This window comes from Pseudomonas sp. ICMP 561, from assembly GCF_002699985.1.
Taxonomy (GTDB): domain Bacteria; phylum Pseudomonadota; class Gammaproteobacteria; order Pseudomonadales; family Pseudomonadaceae; genus Aquipseudomonas; species Aquipseudomonas quasicaspiana.
Map to the genome: position 1 here is coordinate 65972 of NZ_LKBT01000003.1, position 17938 is coordinate 83909.

Annotated in this window: 13 protein-coding genes; 8 read left to right on the forward strand and 5 right to left on the reverse strand. The window is 58.5% G+C overall.

The features are described from left to right. The first annotated feature begins 308 nt into the window (after positions 1-308). The 7 genes from cpdA (at position 309) to AO242_RS03855 (ending at position 8893) form a co-directional block, all read left to right on the forward strand. Entirely contained in the window at positions 309-1085 is a 777-nt protein-coding gene (gene cpdA, locus AO242_RS03825) for a 3',5'-cyclic-AMP phosphodiesterase (protein ID WP_176560568.1), read from the forward strand. 96 nt (positions 1086-1181) lie between these two features. Further along, positions 1182-1799 (forward strand): YqiA/YcfP family alpha/beta fold hydrolase, encoded by a 618-nt coding sequence (locus AO242_RS03830; RefSeq protein WP_099267753.1) that lies wholly within the window; start codon positions 1182-1184, stop codon positions 1797-1799. A gap of 138 nt (positions 1800-1937) precedes the next feature. Next, entirely contained in the window at positions 1938-3842 is a 1905-nt protein-coding gene (parE, locus tag AO242_RS03835) for a DNA topoisomerase IV subunit B (RefSeq protein WP_027902520.1), read from the forward strand. Between the two features lie 323 nt (positions 3843-4165). Further along, the gene (locus AO242_RS03840) at positions 4166-5224 is read left to right on the forward strand and encodes an esterase-like activity of phytase family protein (protein WP_257153368.1); all 1059 of its coding nucleotides are present in this window, start codon (positions 4166-4168) and stop codon (positions 5222-5224) included. Positions 5225-5262: 38 nt separating this feature from the next. Next, entirely contained in the window at positions 5263-5742 is a 480-nt protein-coding gene (locus AO242_RS03845) for a retropepsin-like aspartic protease family protein (RefSeq protein WP_264760247.1), read from the forward strand. A gap of 10 nt (positions 5743-5752) precedes the next feature. Next, entirely contained in the window at positions 5753-8017 is a 2265-nt protein-coding gene (gene parC / locus AO242_RS03850; RefSeq protein WP_099267756.1) for a DNA topoisomerase IV subunit A, read from the forward strand. Between the two features lie 180 nt (positions 8018-8197). Continuing rightward, on the forward strand, positions 8198-8893 hold the full coding sequence (locus AO242_RS03855; RefSeq protein ID WP_099267757.1) for a PqiC family protein: 696 nt from the start codon (positions 8198-8200) through the stop codon (positions 8891-8893). Between the two features lie 338 nt (positions 8894-9231). Here AO242_RS03855 and AO242_RS03860 read toward each other — a convergent pair whose 3' ends face one another. Beyond that, positions 9232-10779, reverse strand: coding sequence for an AhpA/YtjB family protein (locus tag AO242_RS03860; protein ID WP_099267758.1), 1548 nt, complete (start codon positions 10777-10779; stop codon positions 9232-9234). A gap of 130 nt (positions 10780-10909) precedes the next feature. Here AO242_RS03860 and serB point away from each other — a divergent pair, with 130 nt between their 5' ends. Beyond that, on the forward strand, positions 10910-12124 hold the full coding sequence (gene serB / locus AO242_RS03865) for a phosphoserine phosphatase SerB (protein ID WP_099267759.1): 1215 nt from the start codon (positions 10910-10912) through the stop codon (positions 12122-12124). A gap of 411 nt (positions 12125-12535) precedes the next feature. Here the strand turns inward: serB and AO242_RS03870 are convergent, their stop codons facing one another. From AO242_RS03870 to AO242_RS03885, 4 genes are all read right to left on the reverse strand, one after another. Then, positions 12536-14320 (reverse strand): molecular chaperone, encoded by a 1785-nt coding sequence (locus AO242_RS03870; protein WP_099267760.1) that lies wholly within the window; start codon positions 14318-14320, stop codon positions 12536-12538. A gap of 260 nt (positions 14321-14580) precedes the next feature. Continuing rightward, a complete protein-coding gene (asd, locus tag AO242_RS03875; protein ID WP_161628563.1) occupies positions 14581-15450 on the reverse strand; it encodes an archaetidylserine decarboxylase in 870 nt (289 codons plus the stop codon). Between the two features lie 32 nt (positions 15451-15482). Beyond that, positions 15483-16298, reverse strand: coding sequence for a thiosulfate sulfurtransferase (rhdA, locus tag AO242_RS03880; protein WP_099267761.1), 816 nt, complete (start codon positions 16296-16298; stop codon positions 15483-15485). A gap of 45 nt (positions 16299-16343) precedes the next feature. Further along, complete coding sequence (locus tag AO242_RS03885; RefSeq protein ID WP_099267762.1) at positions 16344-17879, reverse strand: HDOD domain-containing protein; 1536 nt, start codon at positions 17877-17879, stop codon at positions 16344-16346. Positions 17880-17938: the final 59 nt, after the last annotated feature.

Consider the following 17938-nt stretch of genomic DNA (forward strand, 5'->3'; position numbering starts at 1 on the left):
TGCTTATCTGTAGGAGTGAGCTTGCTCGCGATAGCGGCCTGTAATTCAAATATCCTCTAAGTGATAGACCGCTATCGCGAGCAAGCTCACTCCTACAGGTCCAATGTTTGCAGCGAGATAGTGTCGTGTCGGGATACCGAGGCCGATTCATGTGGATGCGTACAAGAGAGAAATCTTCTCTATAAGCCTTCGTAACTGAGACCTGCCACTCATTCCCGTATTTGCCGACCTGATCGCTTCCCACCATAATCGCCAGACTCTGCCCAAGGAGATGGCTTTTGCCCAACGTCCCCGTTAACGACTCAGTCCTGTTGGTCCAGCTGTCCGACAGCCATTTGTTCGCCAATGCGGACGGTACGCTGCTGGGGATGTGTACCCGCGACAGTCTGCAAAAAGTCATTGAGTTGGTGTTGGCCGAACAGCCGCAGGTCGATCTGGTGGTTGCCAGTGGCGATGTTTCCCAGGACGGCAGTGTTGAGTCTTATGAGGCGTTCCGTCGGTTGAGTGGGGAGATCGATGCGCCTAAGCGCTGGTTCCCCGGCAATCATGATGAATCCGTGGAAATGCGCCAGGCAGCGCAACAAAGCGACTTGCTCGACCCGGTCATCGATATTGGCAATTGGCGAGTGACATTGCTGGATTCCTCGGTACCGGGTTCCGTACCCGGGTATTTGTCTGATCAGCAACTGCAGTTGCTGGTCCAGTCATTGAGTGAAGCGCCCGAGCGACATCATCTGGTGTGTCTGCATCACAATCCGGTGCAGATTGGCTGCGAGTGGATGAACCCCATCGGCCTGCGTAATCCCGACGCGCTGTTTGCGGTCCTGGAGCGTTTTCCACAGGTGCGAGCAGTGCTCTGGGGGCATGTTCATCAGGAATATGACCAGATGCGCGATACCGTCCGGCTGCTGGCGTCGCCTTCAACCTGCATTCAGTTCGCGCCCGGTAGCGTTGATTTCAAAGTTGATACCACCGCTCCGGGCTACCGCTGGCTGCGTCTTTACAACGATGGGACGCTGGAAACCGGCGTATCCCGGGTGGTTGGCCTGGATTTCGAAGTGGATTACGGCGGCAAGGGCTACTGATCTTTTTGGCGTGATACACACCTGTGCGAGTCTTTCAGCGTTAGTCCCTGTAAACTGCGCGGCTTTGCACCACTCAGTGATTCAGGAGCGGACGGCGTGACCAGTGAAAACCCCACACTGCTTTATATCCACGGCCTGAACAGTTCGGCGCTGTCGAAAAAAGCCACTCAACTGATCGCGCTGATGCGCTCGCTGGGGTTGAGTGAGCAGGTGCGTGTCCCTGAATTGCATCACCATCCGCGTCACGCCATGGTTCAGCTCGAATCCGCTATCGAAGAGCTGGGGCGGCCATTGCTGGTCGGCAGCTCGCTCGGCGGCTACTATGCGACACACCTGGCGCAGCGTCACGGCCTCAAAGCCGTGCTGATCAACCCGGCAGTCAACCCGCACCAGCTGTTCGACGGATTTGTCGGTACGCAGCAAAACCTTTATACCGGCGAAACCTGGGAGCTGACCCACGACCACGTCAAGGCTCTGGCCGAACTGGAAGTACCAGCACCTCAGGACCCCACGCGTATTCAGGTCTGGCTGCAAACCGGGGATGAGACCCTTGATTATCGCCGCGCCGAATCGTTTTATCGTGCATGCGCCTTGCGTATTCAGGCCGGCGGCGACCACAGTTACCAAGGCTTTGCCGGGCAATTGCCCGCATTGTTGAGCTTTGCCGGATTCGCCCCTGAGTTGTTACAGGCGCTGGATGTTTCGATGCTTTGAATGTATAGCCGGATTAAATGTAGGAGCTGCCGAAGGCTGCGATTGGTTCGAAAGCCTGGCGTAGGCGGATCGCAGCCTTCGGCAGCTCCTACAGGTTTTCAACTCTGTAACCCCACGAACAACTGATGACGAGACCCCATGGCCAATCCCAGCGCTAGCTCTTATAACGCAGACGCCATCGAAGTCCTCTCGGGCCTCGACCCGGTTCGAAAGCGTCCGGGCATGTACACCGACACTTCGCGACCGAACCACCTTGCCCAGGAAGTCATCGACAACAGCGTCGACGAAGCGCTGGCCGGGCATGCCAAATCGGTGCAGGTCATCCTGCATGCCGATAACTCGCTGGAAGTGTCCGACGATGGTCGCGGCATGCCGGTGGATATTCACCCGGAGGAAGGCGTTTCGGGTGTCGAGCTGATCCTCACCAAGCTTCACGCGGGCGGCAAGTTCTCCAACAAGAACTACCAGTTCTCCGGCGGTCTTCACGGTGTGGGTATTTCCGTGGTCAACGCGCTGTCGACCCTGGTCAAGGTTCGGGTCAAGCGCGATGGCAACGAATACGAAATGTCCTTCACCGACGGCTACAAGGCGTCGGAGCTGGAAGTTGTCGGGACGGTCGGTAAACGCAACACCGGGACGAGCGTTTATTTCTCGCCGGACCCCAAGTATTTCGATACCCCGAAGTTTTCGGTCAGCCGTCTCAAGCATGTGCTCAAGGCCAAGGCCGTACTGTGTCCGGGGCTGCTGGTCAGCTTTGAGGACAAAGCCACCGGCGAGAAAGTCGAATGGCATTACGAAGACGGCCTGCGTTCCTACTTGCAGGACTCGGTCAGCGACTTCCTGCGCCTGCCGGACGAACCGTTCTGCGGTAGTTTTGCCGGTAATAAAGAAGCGGTCGACTGGGCGCTGCTCTGGTTGCCGGAAGGCGGCGACAGCGTTCAGGAAAGCTACGTCAACCTGATCCCGACGGCGCAAGGCGGCACTCATGTCAACGGTCTGCGTCAGGGCTTGCTTGATGCGATGCGCGAGTTCTGCGAATACCGCAATCTGCTGCCGCGTGGCGTGAAGCTCGCGCCGGAAGATGTCTGGGAGCGCATTGCTTTCGTTCTCTCGATGAAAATGCAGGAACCGCAGTTCTCTGGCCAGACCAAAGAGCGCTTGTCTTCTCGTGAAGCGGCGGCGTTTGTGTCAGGTGTCGTCAAAGATGCTTTCAGCCTGTGGCTCAATGCCAACTCCGATCTGGGCATGCAACTGGCCGAATTGGCGATCAACAACGCCGGTCGCCGACTCAAGGCCAGCAAGAAGGTCGAGCGCAAGCGCATTACTCAAGGTCCGGCGTTGCCTGGCAAGCTGGCTGATTGCGCCGGGCAAGACCCGATGCGTTCCGAGCTGTTCCTGGTGGAAGGTGACTCCGCTGGCGGTTCGGCCAAGCAGGCGCGGGACAAGGAGTTTCAGGCGATCCTGCCGTTGCGCGGCAAGATCCTCAACACGTGGGAAGTCGATGGCGGCGAAGTGCTTGCCAGCCAGGAAGTCCACAACATTGCCGTCGCCATAGGTGTCGATCCGGGCGCCGCGGACATGAGCCAGCTGCGCTACGGCAAGATCTGCATCCTTGCCGACGCCGACTCCGATGGTTTGCACATTGCGACCTTGTTGTGCGCGTTGTTCGTCCAGCATTTCCGCCCGCTTGTGGATGCAGGGCACGTGTATGTCGCCATGCCGCCGCTGTACCGCATCGACTTGGGTAAAGAGATTTACTACGCGCTGGACGAAGCCGAGCGCGACGGGATTCTGGACCGTCTGGTGGCCGAGAAGAAACGCGGCAAGCCGCAGGTCACTCGATTCAAAGGTCTGGGTGAAATGAACCCGCCACAGCTGCGTGAAACCACCATGGACCCGAACACTCGCCGTCTGGTGCAACTGACGCTGGATGATTTCGAGGTGGCTTCGGAAATGATGGACATGTTGCTGGCCAAAAAGCGCGCCGGCGATCGCAAAAACTGGCTGGAGTCCAAAGGCAACCTTGCCGAGGTTCTGACCTGATGCAAATCGCCCCGGTGTCCCTGACACCGCGCGATAGCGCCAAACCTGCAGAAGTGCGCTTGCCCGCGATGGGGGTGTGCCAGTCGATGGATGTTGCGCCTGATCGACCGAATCGCGAGCAAGCTCACTCCTACAGAATCGCGCGTTTGATACAAAACTGCGTAGTACGCACGACCTCTGTAGGAGCGCGCTTGCCCGCGATGGAGGTGTGTCAGTCGACGCATGTTGTGACTGATCGACCGGATCGCGGGCAAGCGCGCTCCTACAGGATTGCGCGTTTGATACAAAACTGCGTAGTACGCACGACCGCTGTAGGAGCGCGCTTGCCCGCGATGGAGGTGTGTCAGTCGATGCATGTCGCGACTGATCGGCCGGATCGCGGGCAAGCGCGCTCCGACAGGAGATATGTGTGGGGCGGGCTGCTTGCAGCTCTGCTGGCCGCGCCGGCATTCGCAGCCCCTCTACCAGAGCTGACGCTCGTCTCCGAGCATCCCGTAGACAGCATGGTCGGGGGTAACCTGTCAGGCCTGGCAATGTGCAACGGCCAGTTATGGGCAATTTCGGACCGCGATGACGACTTGCTCTACCGCATGGATATGACGAAAACCGTCTGGCAGGCCCAGTCGGAAAAGATTGATGTACCGCCTGCGCCGGAGAGCGATTTACCCGCCAACCTGCGTTCATTGGCCAAACTGTCGTCCTTCGTCCGCGGTGGCAGTCTGGATTTCGAAGGCATCAGTTGCGACGCGGCGGGCAATAAATATGTCGTCAGCGAAGCGCATGCCGAGGTCCTCAAGGTGCCCGTGGAAGGAAACCCGGGCTGGTTGAAATTGCCGAGCGAGTTGGTCGCACAGGCGCGTGCCAAGGGCATGTTGCAACACTTCAACGCCATTTTCGAAGGCTTGGCTGTCAGCCCCCAGGGTGATCGCTTGTGGCTGGCTGCCGAACGCGAGCAGCGCGGTTTACTGGTAGTCAGCCGCGAGTCGGATGCCTGGCGCTGCAAAGGCAGTTGCGTCTTGCGGACTGAACCCGGCAAAGAAGTGTTGCCGCCTCAAGTGGGTGGCAAATCGGTATCCCGTGATTTCGCGGATCTGTCACTGTTCAACGGCAAGCTGTTTACCTTGGAGCGTTCGGCTTATCGCATCTGTCGGCGCGATCTGGAAACCGGCAAGACCGAGCAGTGCTGGTCGTTCGCCAAAGAAGCCCTGATGCCGAATCGACTTTATGATCAGGCGTTTGGCCTGACTGAAGCACTGGTCGTCGACGAGACGGGTGCCTGGATTGGTGTCGACAACAATTTTGGCAAGCGCGCTGATGGCGAGGAACGCCCGATTGTGTGGCGTTTCGCGGCTCCTGCGGGTGGCTGGAGTGCTAAACCGTGAGTCAGCAGCCTCCCGGCAAGCGGGCGGGAAAGGTCCTGATGATCGTTGCCTGGGCGGCGGGGCTGTTTCTCGCGACACGCTTTTTTGGTGAGTGGGAAGACAAACAGGAAAATCCCAACGCCGTGGTCACCTCCCAGCACGGTGATGGTTACGTCGAAGTGCAATTGGTGGGCAATCGCCAGGGGCACTTTGTCAGCACCGGGAAGATCAACGATCATCTCGTGCAGTTTTTGCTGGATACCGGCGCCACTGATGTGGCGGTTCCGGGCGAGGTGGCCGACACCTTGCGGTTGCAGCGCGGTGCGCCGGTCTGGGTCAACACGGCCAATGGCCGCAGCGAAGGCTTTCGGACTTCCATCGAGCGCCTGCAACTGGGCGATATCGTCCTGCACAACGTACGCGCCCTGGTGGTGCCCGGTCTGGACGGCGAACAAGTGCTGCTGGGTATGAGCGCAATGAAACAACTCGAATTCACTCAGCGCGGCGGCACCATGCTGCTGCGTCAGACCACGAAATAATGAGGCACGCATGAGCGACTCCCTTGACCTCAGCCTGGATGGTGTAGAACGCCGGTCACTGGCTGACTTCACCGAACAGGCCTACCTCAACTACTCCATGTACGTGATCATGGACCGTGCCTTGCCGCATATCGGCGACGGCCTCAAGCCCGTGCAGCGGCGCATCGTCTACGCCATGAGCGAGCTAGGCCTGGACGCTGATTCCAAGCACAAGAAGTCGGCGCGTACCGTCGGCGACGTGCTCGGCAAGTTTCACCCCCACGGCGACTCGGCCTGTTATGAAGCCATGGTGCTCATGGCCCAGCCGTTCAGCTACCGCTATACGCTGGTAGACGGGCAGGGCAACTGGGGTGCCCCGGATGATCCGAAATCCTTCGCTGCCATGCGTTACACCGAAGCGCGCTTGTCGCGTTACTCCGAAGTACTGCTCAGCGAACTGGGTCAGGGCACTGCGGACTGGGTGCCGAACTTCGACGGTACTCTCGATGAACCAGCGGTTTTGCCGGCACGTTTGCCGAACATTCTCCTTAACGGCACCACCGGAATCGCCGTGGGCATGGCCACTGACGTGCCGCCGCATAACCTGCGTGAGGTCGCGACGGCCTGTGTTCGTTTGCTTGATGAGCCGAAAGCCACCGTTGAACAGCTGGTTGAACACATTCAGGGCCCGGATTACCCGACTGAAGCAGAGATCATCACGCCGCGTGCCGACCTGCTGAAAATGTACGAAACCGGCAAGGGCTCGGTGCGCATGCGCGCCGTGTACCACGTGGAAGATGGCGACATCATCGTTACGGCGCTGCCGCATCAGGTTTCCGGCGCCAAGGTGCTGGAGCAGATTGCCGGGCTGATGCAGGCCAAACCTTCCAAAGCACCGCAGGTCGCGGACCTGCGTGATGAGTCGGACCACGAAAACCCTTGCCGCATCGTGATCATTCCGGTGAACAGCCGGGTCGATCACGAAGCGCTGATGCAGCACCTGTTTGCCAGCACCGATCTGGAGTCCAGCTACAGGGTCAACATCAACATCATTGGTCTGGATGGCAAACCGCAACTTAAAAACCTGCGTGCATTGCTGGTGGAGTGGTTGGAGTTCCGTGTCCGCACGGTGCGTCGCCGCCTGCAATTCCGCCTGGACAAGGTGGAGCGTCGCCTGCACCTGTTGGACGGTTTGTTGATCGCTTACCTCAATCTGGATGAAGTGATCCATATCATCCGTACTGAGGAGCATCCGAAGGCGAAGCTGATCGAACGCTTCGAGCTGAGCGAAATCCAGGCAGACTACATTCTGGACACCCGCCTGCGACAGCTGGCGCGTCTCGAAGAAATGAAGCTACGCAATGAACAGGATGAGCTGAACAAAGAGCGAACCAAATTATTGGCGCTGCTGGGCAGCGAAGCCAAGCTGAAGAAGCTGGTCCGCACCGAGCTGCTTAAAGATGCCGAAACTTATGGCGACGACCGCCGCTCGCCTATCGTGGAGCGTGCCGAAGCCAAGGCCATGACCGAGCATGACCTGCTGCCGAATGAGAAAGTGACCGTCGTACTGTCGGAAAAAGGCTGGGTACGCTCTGCCAAAGGCCACGATATCGACGCGACCGGGCTTTCCTACAAGGCGGGTGACGGGTTCCAGACCGCTGCAATGGGCCGCTCCAACCAATACGCGGTATTTATCGACTCTACCGGGCGCAGCTATTCGCTGGCGGCGCACACCTTGCCATCGGCGCGGGGACAGGGCGAGCCGTTGACCGGCAAGCTTCAGCCACCGCCGGGCGCGACATTTGAATGTGTGTTGCTGCCTGAAGATGACGCGCTTTATGTCATCGCGTCGGACGCAGGCTACGGCTTCGTGGTCAAAGGCGAGGATCTGCAGGCCAAGAACAAGGCAGGTAAAGCGCTGTTGAGCCTGCCGAAAGGGGCCAAGGTGATGCAGCCGCGTCCAGTGGCTGATCGCGAGCAAAACTGGCTCGCCGCTGTGACCACTGAAGGACGTCTGCTGATCTTCAAGATCAGTGACCTTCCGCAATTGAGCAAAGGCAAGGGCAACAAGATCATCGGGATTCCGGGTGATCGAGTGGCCAGTCGTGAAGAATATGTGACTGATGTCGCCGTCATACCGCAAGGTTCGACACTGGTCTTGCAGGCAGGCAAACGTAACCTGTCACTCAAGCCTGATGATCTGGAACATTACAAGGGGGAACGTGGACGTCGGGGTAATAAGCTGCCGCGAGGCTTCCAGAGGGTTGATGCGCTTTTGGTGGAAAACGCCTCTTAATCCTCGTTTAGAGCTATCGGTCTTCGTTTTGCCATGAAGATCGACGCATAATCGCTGGAGTCATGACGCATATTCACGGATGATATGACGTCTTGAGGCGCAAGCGTGGCTGAGTGCCTGCACGACTTTTGTTGAGTTATACACTGTGGCTTGCTTGACGGCGGCCACCTGGATGGGACGATGAATCTTCTACGCCTTCCCTTTGTTTTGTTGATGACCGGTGTTTTGGGTCTGGCTGGTTGCAGTGTGAACCAACCGACCTCGCTTTATCAGCTCGACAGCGGCACACCGGGGCAACCTACGCACAATAAGGGCCTGGCAGTTTTACTTGGGCCAGTCTCAGTGGCGGATTACCTGCAGCGCGAAACACTGCTGCAGCGTCAGCCTGACGGTAGCCTGACCGCTTCGACCGACGGTCGTTGGGCAGGTAGCCTGTCTTCGGATATTGACCAACTGCTGCTGCGCCAATTGGCGTGGAAGCTGGACAGCCAGCGCGTAGTGCTGGCACCTGCTGCGGCAAACTTCACGCCTGATGTGCAAGTGGTATTGTCCATCAGCCGTCTGGACTCGGGCGCGAAGCAGCCTGCGATTCTCGATGCCCAATGGCGTCTGGTGGACCGCAAAGGCAATGTTCGTGACAGCCGGATCGTGCATCTGGAAGAACTGCATGCCGGGACGTCTGCCGATCAGGTGCGTGCCCAAGGCCTGCTGCTTCAGCGTCTGGCGGATCAGGTGAGTTCTGCGGTCAAGCCGATTTCCTGGCAGCCTCTGGAAGAACCCAAGAAAGCCCCGGTAGCTCGCGCCAAAGAGCCTGAGAAACCAAAGATTCCAATGGCTTCACCAATACGTACTGATCTTGAAGTGTTCCGCTTCTAGGATTGGCGCAAACAAAAAGCCCGCAGCGATGCGGGCTTTTTTGTGGGTGGTGATCAGGGTTGTGCTCCTGTACAGACTGTGTGAAAACGTAGCGAGCGACGGCAAGACAAGGCAAAAACAGGCGAAAAACGGCCGGGGTCGCGTCCGACTCTAGTGTTCTAAATGAGCATTTTTCGCCTGTTTTTAACGCAGTATTGCCGAGCGCAGTAGTTTTCACACAGTTTGTGTAGGAGCCAACTTGTTGGCGAGGAGGAGGGTCATTCAATGATGCTTTTCCTGAATGGCCCCTCGCGAACAAGTTCGCTCCTACCGTTATGGCAGAGCTAGCAAGGTTCAGATCACACCTTGCGTGCCGTCTCATGCATACGCGCCAACTGGCGCTCTAGCATCGATGGGTAAGGCTCCATCAGGCGCTCTACACAGCAAGCGCCTTCAGGGCTCGCAATCGGGCGGATTCGGGCGCGCTGACGGATCAGTGCGTCGTCATTGATCTTGCGCTCTACCAGCAACAGGTTGCGACTGTGTTGCGACAGGGCCAGGGCATCCTGTGCGGTTTCCGTCAGCAGCAAGTCGATCTGACTCAGACCTGCCAGGCCTTCGCCCAGCGTCAGACCCAATTGCAATTGCAGGGTGATGCCGCTGTCTGCGACCTCGATTTGCAATGCATGGCTCAGCGCACGCAACAGCTCGCCGCAGCAGATAGCATTGGTGAGGTAATCCTCACCGCTTTCCTGGCTGTGGAACAGCATCAGTGTGCTGCCATCGTTCAGGGTATGCAGTTCGCCTTCGTACAGCGAAGAAGCCTGATCCAGACAATCGCGATAGCGTTGCAGCAGCTCCGTCAGGCGAGCCCGGGGCAAACGACGTAGTTGATCCTGGGAACCGAGCTGTACGGCCAGCACGGCGCTGGGTTGCGGCGTACTCGGAGCCACAGCTCTACTGACCTGAGGCGCGGCGTCGGAACTGTCGCGCAGGTCGGCAAACGGGTCGTCCTCGTCTTCTTCATCTTCTTCGGCAACCAGACGGTGCTGTACGGGCGGCGCAGGCAGGCGTGGCTTGGGCGCCTCGTCAAAACCTGGCTCGCGGGCAGAGCGGCTTTTGGCGGCGGGCTCTACGGCTTCATCTTCAGCATAGTGGTCATCCGACTCGTCCTCGGCGTATTCCGGCTCTGGTTCGGGCTCCGGTTCCGGCATCGGCGGTGCAAAGGACGTGCGCAACTGGCGGGCCAGATCACCGATTTCGTCCTGACGCTCGATGGCCGGGGTGTACGGATCGATATCACGCAGCCAGATTCGCAATTGCAGCAGCGGAGTGGAAATGTGTCGGCCCAGACGCAGGCTCAGCGCCAGGGCGAGCGCCAGCAGGATACCTGCCAGGATGCCCATGCTTTGCAGGCTGATGGTCATCGGCTGCTGGAATTGGGACATGTCCAGGCTGATGCGCAGATGCCCGGCCATTGTGTCCTGGAAGGTAATCTTGATTTCGTAAAGCCCTTCGGCCTCACCCAGCAGACCGTTTTTCGGGCGCTGACCGGCTTCCGCAAGAATACGATTATCCACGCTATAGATCGCGGCATGCGCCACCAGCGGGTTCTTCACCAGATTACCCAACAGCACGTTAAGGCTGAGGATGTCGTTGGACACCAGCAGCTCCGTGGCGGAGGTCGCAGTTTGCGTGGTGAGTGCCTGCCCCAGCGCATCGGCCTGCTCATGCATGGCCTGCTTGAACTGCAAGCCCATCACACCGGCGTAGATCATCAGCGCCAGGGAGACGAGAATCACGTTATGGCTAGCGATGCGCAATGCGATCGGTACACGGCGATGACGCAGTGCACGGAAGATCAGCAGGAAGAAATTATCGGTTTTAACAGGCTTAGGCCGGTTCACAGAGCACGGCTCTTTCGAAGAAGTTGCCGCGCAGTATAACGACCGACCCAGTGGCGGCAAAGCGCTGCCTTCGCCCGATGGTCACTGAAAGTGGTTAGAATGCGGTTTTTTTCCACTGCTGGGGTGTCCCTTGCGCGAAATCGTCCTGATTAACATCACCGGTGAAGACCGTCCCGGTCTCACTGCGACCATCACCGGCGTGCTTGCCAACGGTGGCGTGAGCATCCTTGATATTGGCCAGGCGGTGATTCACGACGTCATGTCGTTCGGCATTCTTGTCGAAATCCCTGGTACTGAGCAGGGGGCTTCGGTCCTCGCGGACATTCAGGCTGCGGCGCATAAGCTGGATCAACAGGTGCGCATTACACCTGTGTCCGAGGCGGACTATCAGAAGTGGGTAGATGACCAGGGCAGCCCGCGACACATCGTGACGCTGCTGACCCGTAAGATCACTGCCGGGCAATTGCAACGTGTCAGCGCCATCACCGCGCAACACGGCCTGAACATTGACAAGATTGATCGTTTGTCCAAACGCATGCCGCTGGACGCTTCTACTGATCAAGGCAAAGGATGCGTCGAATTTTCCGTGCGTGGCGAGCCCGCTGACACCAAGGCCTTGCAGGCCGAGTTCCTGCAGGTTGCTCAAGAGCTGAACGTGGACATCGCTTTCCAGCAGGACTCGCTGTACCGCCGCAATCGTCGTCTGGCGGTGTTCGATATGGACTCGACCCTGATTGAAGCAGAGGTTATCGATGAGCTGGCCAAGGCTCATGGTGTAGGTGATCGGGTTTCGGAAATCACCGAGCGCGCCATGCGTGGCGAACTGGATTTCAGTGCCAGCTTCAAAGAGCGTCTGGCTTTGCTTAAAGGTCTGGACGTCAGCGTGCTGGATGAGATTGGTGCTTCGCTGCGCTTGACCGAAGGGACCGAGGTTCTTTTTGCCGAGCTCAAGCGTCTGGGCTACAAAACGGCGATTCTGTCCGGCGGCTTCACTTACTTTGCCAAGCAATTGCAGGCCAGACTTGGTATCGACTACGTCTTTGCCAACGAGCTGGAAGTCGTGGATGGCAAGTGCACAGGCGTGGCCATCGAGCCTATCGTCAATGCCCAGCGCAAGGCCGATTTGTTGCGTGAGCTGGCGGCGAAGGAAGGTTTGAGTCTTGACCAGACCATCGCAGTGGGTGACGGTGCCAACGACTTGCCAATGCTGGCCATCGCAGGTCTGGGCGTCGCGTTTCGCGCCAAACCGCTGGTCAAGCAGTCAGCCAAGCAGGCGATTTCGACCCTGGGTCTGGATGGCGTGCTTTATCTGTTGGGGGTAAGGGAGCGAGAAGGGCGCGGCTAAACCGTGGACTTGGACCTGCAGGAGATTCTATGTTGGCCTGCAATCCCGTAGGACCGGCTTTAGCCGGGAGGGCGGTATTTCTAACGAATAAATGCGGCGCATGTACCGACGTCCTCCCGGCTAAAGCCGGTCCTACGGGGTTACTTGAGCCTGTGCGAATTATTCGCGAAGGCTGCATTTCAAACCATGCAGATGTATGGGATGTACCGGCCTCTTCGCGAATGAATTCGCTCCCACGACACTGCGCAAATCGCGGGATCACAGCGGAACCTGTGGGAGCGAGGCTTGCCCGCGATAAGGGCGCCGCGGTTTATCAGATAGACCGCGGTGCTTGTATCGCGGGCAAGCCTCACTCCCACAGAACCGACGCAGTCCCATAGGACCGGCTTTAGCCGGAAGAGCGTCGTAGTGTTACAGCGAAGACCACAACGAATCGAATTCCTGCTCCGCTTTTGGCGTGTCGCCGCCCGATTGGCCGGGCAGTTCGAAGGTCTCGTACTCGAACTGGTTGTAGCTGCCGCTGCTGGTGCGTTGATGACCCAGCAGGCCGCTGTGTTCTTCTCCGGCAATATTGATCATCACGTTATTGCCTTCTTTAAAGGGCAAGCGCGGTGCCAGTATCGTGGCCGGTTGTTCAATCGCGCGAATTTCCGGCAGCAGCAAAGAGCGCATGTAAGGGCTGTTCAGTTCAGGCCGGACGACCTGCAAGCCGCAAGGCTGGGCAAATGGCGCGATCAACTCGATACCCATTTGTGTGCCGCCGCTGCGCACCTGGCGCACCCAACGCACGACAGCAACACTCCAGCCCTGACCGGCATCATCCTGAATCCCGACCAACTCTCCGGCCTGCAACTGCTGAGGCACCTCTTTTGGCCACGCAAGGCAGTAGCCGCCTGGGCTGTGGTTGACGATGTTCAGGTCAAAGGTCGGGAACGTCTGCTGGGCGTTGGACGCCGCGTCTACGCCATCGGCGTCAGGCTGTTCATACTGGATTTCTTCGTAAGGCAGCATCAGCGCCGAGGTGTTGCCGCGCTGGGTGTCAAAAGCGCTGGCCCAAGGGTCGTCAGCTTTGTCGTCCACGACTTGCAGGCTGAACTCGGCGGCTTTGGTAGCCGGGACTTGCAGCATGTCACTGAAAGAGCGTTTGCCGCCCAGATAGAAATGCAGTGCGCTCATGCCTATGCACAGGCTCAGAGTGCCCTGGCCGGGCGTGCGTTGAAAGGTCCGTTCTGCGACATCGCCCCATGCAGTAGCCAGATGTTCCAGCAGGTCAGGGGGAAAGCCTTGTGGAACCAACAGCGGTGACTGTGCCCGTTGATCTACAGGGGTTTCCAGATAGCGGGTGATCATCGCTGCTAAAGTCTGGGTGTTAAGACCCAGCAGGGTAGGGTGCTGGTCTTCGGGAAACAGTGATTTGTAGAGCGGCGGTTTGTCCTGTCTTGCTGAAAGCGCATACAGGCTGGTTTCGTCTGTGGGTGACTGCAGCCGCACAAACGGGCTCCATGCATCCAGCACATCAGCAAGCCGACCGATGTTGAGCTGACGCATCTGGTTGCAGCGCGAGCAGCCCATCAGCAGCGCAATGGTGTAAGTCTGCTCTACCGTCAGCGAGCGGGAGTGGATCGCCTGTTCATCGGCCACCGGTAGATTCTGCAATTGATGTTCGCAGGCAATCTGATAGATCTTGTGCAGCTCGAGCCACAGGCCTTCCTGCACAGGACAGTACAATTGATTGGCGCGAATCAGCGGTCCGTTCAGGCACTGGAGCGCCCGTTGCAGTGCAGTGGTCAGTAGCGGGATGCGGTCTCTGCTGAGTCTTGAGCTGACTCGCTCGATAATCAGTTTGTAGCCGACCGCCAGATGGTTTTGAAGCGCCTGGCAAAGATTGGCGACTTTGCGCGGACGTTCGTCAAGCACCACGGCCTGATTGAGAAAGTGGCGTTCCAGATGTTTGCAGACGAAATGCACTTCGGGACGCAGCAGTTCAAGCAGTTGCAGGCGATTTTCACTGGGCGTCAGCAGTAGATTGAGTTCAGTCAGGCCCTGATAGAGCTGACGAGCTGTTTCACCCAGGTTTGCTTTAGGCAGCGTCGAGATCCAACGCTTGAGATCCTTGGGCGTCGCTTCACAGAATGTCAGGCTCGACTGCGTTGGCGCGGGAACACGCAACAACACAGGTAGGCTCAAATTACTCATGTGAAAGGCTAACTCCAACTGCCCGCTCGGGACCAAGCGGCTGCTTTGAATCGATGCAGCGATAACAGTTCCCGACGGGTGCCGAAATCTACATCAATAAAAATGCAGGTTTCCGACAGGGCCGGTGTTGGGACTCTAGCAGCATCGGCCAATAGTCGCAGCAACCGCAGACGAATCTATCGGCTCAGGCTCAAGCGAAAACAGCCATGGTACAACCACCTGATGATAAATAGTGGCACATAGTGCCACTATTTACTGTTTCAAACCTGTGCGGGCAATGCCAGGGCCTGACCCATGCGCACGGGGGAAGTCGCAGTGAGCTGCTCGGCCCATTTCACTTGCTCAGGGCCGAACAGGACGATGGCGGTGGAGCCCAGCTTGAAGCGACCCATTTCTGCACCTTTCTCCAGATGGATCGGCGCACGTGCTGCTTCGTCGTAGCGGAAAGTCCTCAGTTCGCGTTTTGGCGGTGTCACCAATCCGGCCCAGACCGTTTCGACGGACGCGACGATCATCGCGCCAACCAGCACCAAGGCCATCGGTCCGCGCTCGGTGTCGAAGATGCAAACGACGCGCTCGTTACGGGCAAACAGCTCAGGCACGTTTTCAGCGGTGGTCTGGTTAACCGAGAAAATCCGGCCAGGCACATACACCATTTCACGCAAGGTACCGGCCAGCGGCATGTGCACGCGATGGTAGTCCTTGGGCGACAGGTAAACAGTTGCGAATTCGCCACCCATGAATGGCGCCGACAACGCCGGGTCACCGCCCAGCAATTCCAGCACGCTGAAGCTGTGGCCCTTGGCCTGGAAGATACGGCCCTGTTCGATGCGGCCCAGTTGGCTGATCGCGCCATCTGCCGGGCTGAGGATTGCACCGGGCGTTTCATCGAGCGGACGTGCGCCGGGTTTCAGAGCACGGGTGAAGAAGGCGTTGAAGTGCTCATAGGCGCTCAAGTCCTCGACTTGCGCTTCGGACATGTTGACCTGATAGCGGCGGGCGAACCATGCGGTGAAGGCATTCTTGAACCAGCGCACGCGGCACTCGGCAACACAGCCAGCCAGGCGTGACAGCAAGTGATGCGGCAGCAGGTACTGGCTGAGGATAAACAGACGCTCTTTCATCAAAATTCCTGAATGTAATACTTGAAGTGGACAGGGTTTCAGCGTTCGACTGGCGTATCGGGGTGGTTGCCCCATTCGCCCCAGGAGCCGGCGTAGCCTTTGACCCGAGGGTAACCCAGCGCCTTGGCCACCAGATACGTGAAGCCCGACCGATGGTGTGTCTGGCAGTGAGTAATGATTTCTTTGTCCGCAGTGATGCCCAGGCTGTCGAGGATCTCCGCGATGTCTTCTCGGATGCGCAGATCACGCGCCTTATCCATGCCTGCGGTCCACTCGAAGTTGATCGCGCCGGGAATGTGTCCACCTTTGGCCGCGACGACTTTTTCGCCGGAATATTCAAGCGGTCCACGAGCGTCCCAGATTGCTAGATCGGCAGCGCCCAGGCGACTTAGCAGATACTCGCGTGTGGCGGTGGGTTCGTCATGCAACTGCAGGTCAACCGGTCCGCCTGCCGAAGGTGGAACCGCTGTGGACAAGGGCAAGCCATCGGCCTGCCAGGCCAGCAGGCCGCCGTCGACATAGTGATATTGGCTGTGGCCGATTACATCCAGTAACCAAATAAAGCGTCCGGCCCAGCCGCCGCCTTCGTCGTCGTAGACCACATACACCGCATCGGCGTTGTGGCCCAGTTCACCGAACAGCGCTTGCAGGTCTGCATGGGCAGGTAGCAAACCTGGTGCTGGAGGCTGGCCCAACTGAGTGCGTTTCGGGTCAACGAAACGCGCGCCGGGTATGTGTCCGGCGTCGTACCGGGCGCTGCTGGTCAGATCCACCAGGATCAGTTCCGGAGCATCCAGGCGATCCTTCAGGTCGCTTGGCTCGATAACCAGCGGCAAGCCAGAGAAGACGGACATGTGCAGCCTCCAATTCAAAAAAAGAGGCGAATTGTAGCCCAGCTGTCAGGCTTTGCGACTACTAAAGCTCGTCAGCGCCCGCTCGATGCATTGGCAGGTTTTACCGAAAGCCTGCACCGAGGTTTCCGAAAACTGCCCGCCGCCCTGATCTGCCACCACCAGCATCAACACCTTGTTGTTGCTGCTCAGCGACCGGATCAGCCAGTGTTTGCCCGGGAACAAAGCCCGAAGATTACCCGGCAGCAGTGCCGAGAATTGATCGATGTTGGCGGGTGTCATGCGCAGTTGGGTCGGCTGTGCCAGCAAACGCTGCAGCACGGTGCTTTCCTTTATAGAGAGCGCCAGCGACGTCGCTTCAGCTCTCAGCCCTGCAATCTGATGGACGCGCAGCTGGGTGCCGGTCTTGTCTGCCATCAGTAACATCACACGCTCCATGCCGCAGGACACCAGAGCGTCCCGCGCCGTGGTGGTCAGGTGCATGGCGTTACTGAAGGGGCTCGGGTTGGCCAGCAATTCGGCGCACAGCTTGCGCCAGCTCTGCAAGGCATCGGGCGACGGCGGCGGTGCTGCTTGCAGCTTGCTATGAATCCGGCGGGTTGCCCACGGCCAGATCAGCGCTTCGGCAGGGTGCCAAAGACTCGGGTCATTGTGGTTGCGAGCACTGCTGACTGCATTCTGGTGAGCCTGCTGTTGCACGCTGTCCATGGATTGCTGCAAGTACAGGCTGCTCAGCAACTCCCAGCGCAGGCAGTGCGGGCTGTCCCATGCCTGTTGAGCGGCCAGCGCCAGGCCGTTGCCTAGCAATACGGTATTGGCGGGTTGATTGAACCAGCGACGCAGGTTCGGATCTGCGTCCATCAACTGTTGCTGTTGCAATGGATCGTCATTAGCCCGAGCCACATGCAGAGCCTTGACCAATTGGCGTCGCTCGCTGATCAGTAGCTTGTAGCCTTGAGTCACCCATAAAGGCAGGCGCCACAAGGTCGCCAGTTCCATACAGAGCTCCAGCAGACTGACGCCAAACAGCGCTTTCTCCACTGAGCGGGAAGATTCACCTTTGTGGATAACCCGCAGTTCCCATTCTTCCAGCAATTTCGGGTGCGCCAGTGCCATTGGCCACAGTGGTGCCAGAAACAACAGACTTCCCAGATGGATATCCTGCCATAGCCGCGCAAGGCGAGCCGCGAACAGTCCGTTGGCCTGCTGCGTAGCGTGCTGGCTGATCAGTAGCAACTGGCGGAACGTGGCCGGAATCTTCTCGTTTTCCAGCGCGGGCAGGCGATTGAGCAGCACTTCGGTGCGCCCCAGGCCTAGACGAGTGATCGCCACTTCGAGGCTTTCGGCAGGTTCGGTCAGACCGGTGCTTTGATGGTTGGCTTCGCGCATCACGCTCAGGACCAGTGCCGGGCTGTCCTGCATCATGTCGGCGATGTCGCGCAGGGAGCGGCGGCTATCATTCAGTGCGCTACGGACCTTATTGTGGCTGGGCAGAGGGACGGGCAATGCAATGCTGTCCAATTGCTTGAGCCACGCATCGAGCGTGTTCGGGACGGGAAGCTGTGGCGACGTTTCTGGAGGCATGCATCATGGCCCGTGCGACTGAAAATGTAGGCAGTGGACACTGCGAAATCAATGGGTAA

What these genes read in the sequence shown, in the direction of transcription:
- parE (WP_027902520.1), top strand. Translation starts at nt 1,938, where the DNA reads ATGGCCAATCCCAGCGCTAGCTCTTATAACGCAGACGCCATCGAAGTC.
- AO242_RS03845 (WP_264760247.1), top strand. Translation starts at nt 5,263, where the DNA reads ATGATCGTTGCCTGGGCGGCGGGGCTGTTTCTCGCGACACGCTTTTTT.
- parC (WP_099267756.1), top strand. Translation starts at nt 5,753, where the DNA reads ATGAGCGACTCCCTTGACCTCAGCCTGGATGGTGTAGAACGCCGGTCA.
- AO242_RS03855 (WP_099267757.1), top strand. Translation starts at nt 8,198, where the DNA reads ATGAATCTTCTACGCCTTCCCTTTGTTTTGTTGATGACCGGTGTTTTG.
- AO242_RS03870 (WP_099267760.1), bottom strand. Translation starts at nt 14,320, where the DNA reads ATGAGTAATTTGAGCCTACCTGTGTTGTTGCGTGTTCCCGCGCCAACG.
- rhdA (WP_099267761.1), bottom strand. Translation starts at nt 16,298, where the DNA reads ATGTCCGTCTTCTCTGGCTTGCCGCTGGTTATCGAGCCAAGCGACCTG.
- AO242_RS03885 (WP_099267762.1), bottom strand. Translation starts at nt 17,879, where the DNA reads ATGCCTCCAGAAACGTCGCCACAGCTTCCCGTCCCGAACACGCTCGAT.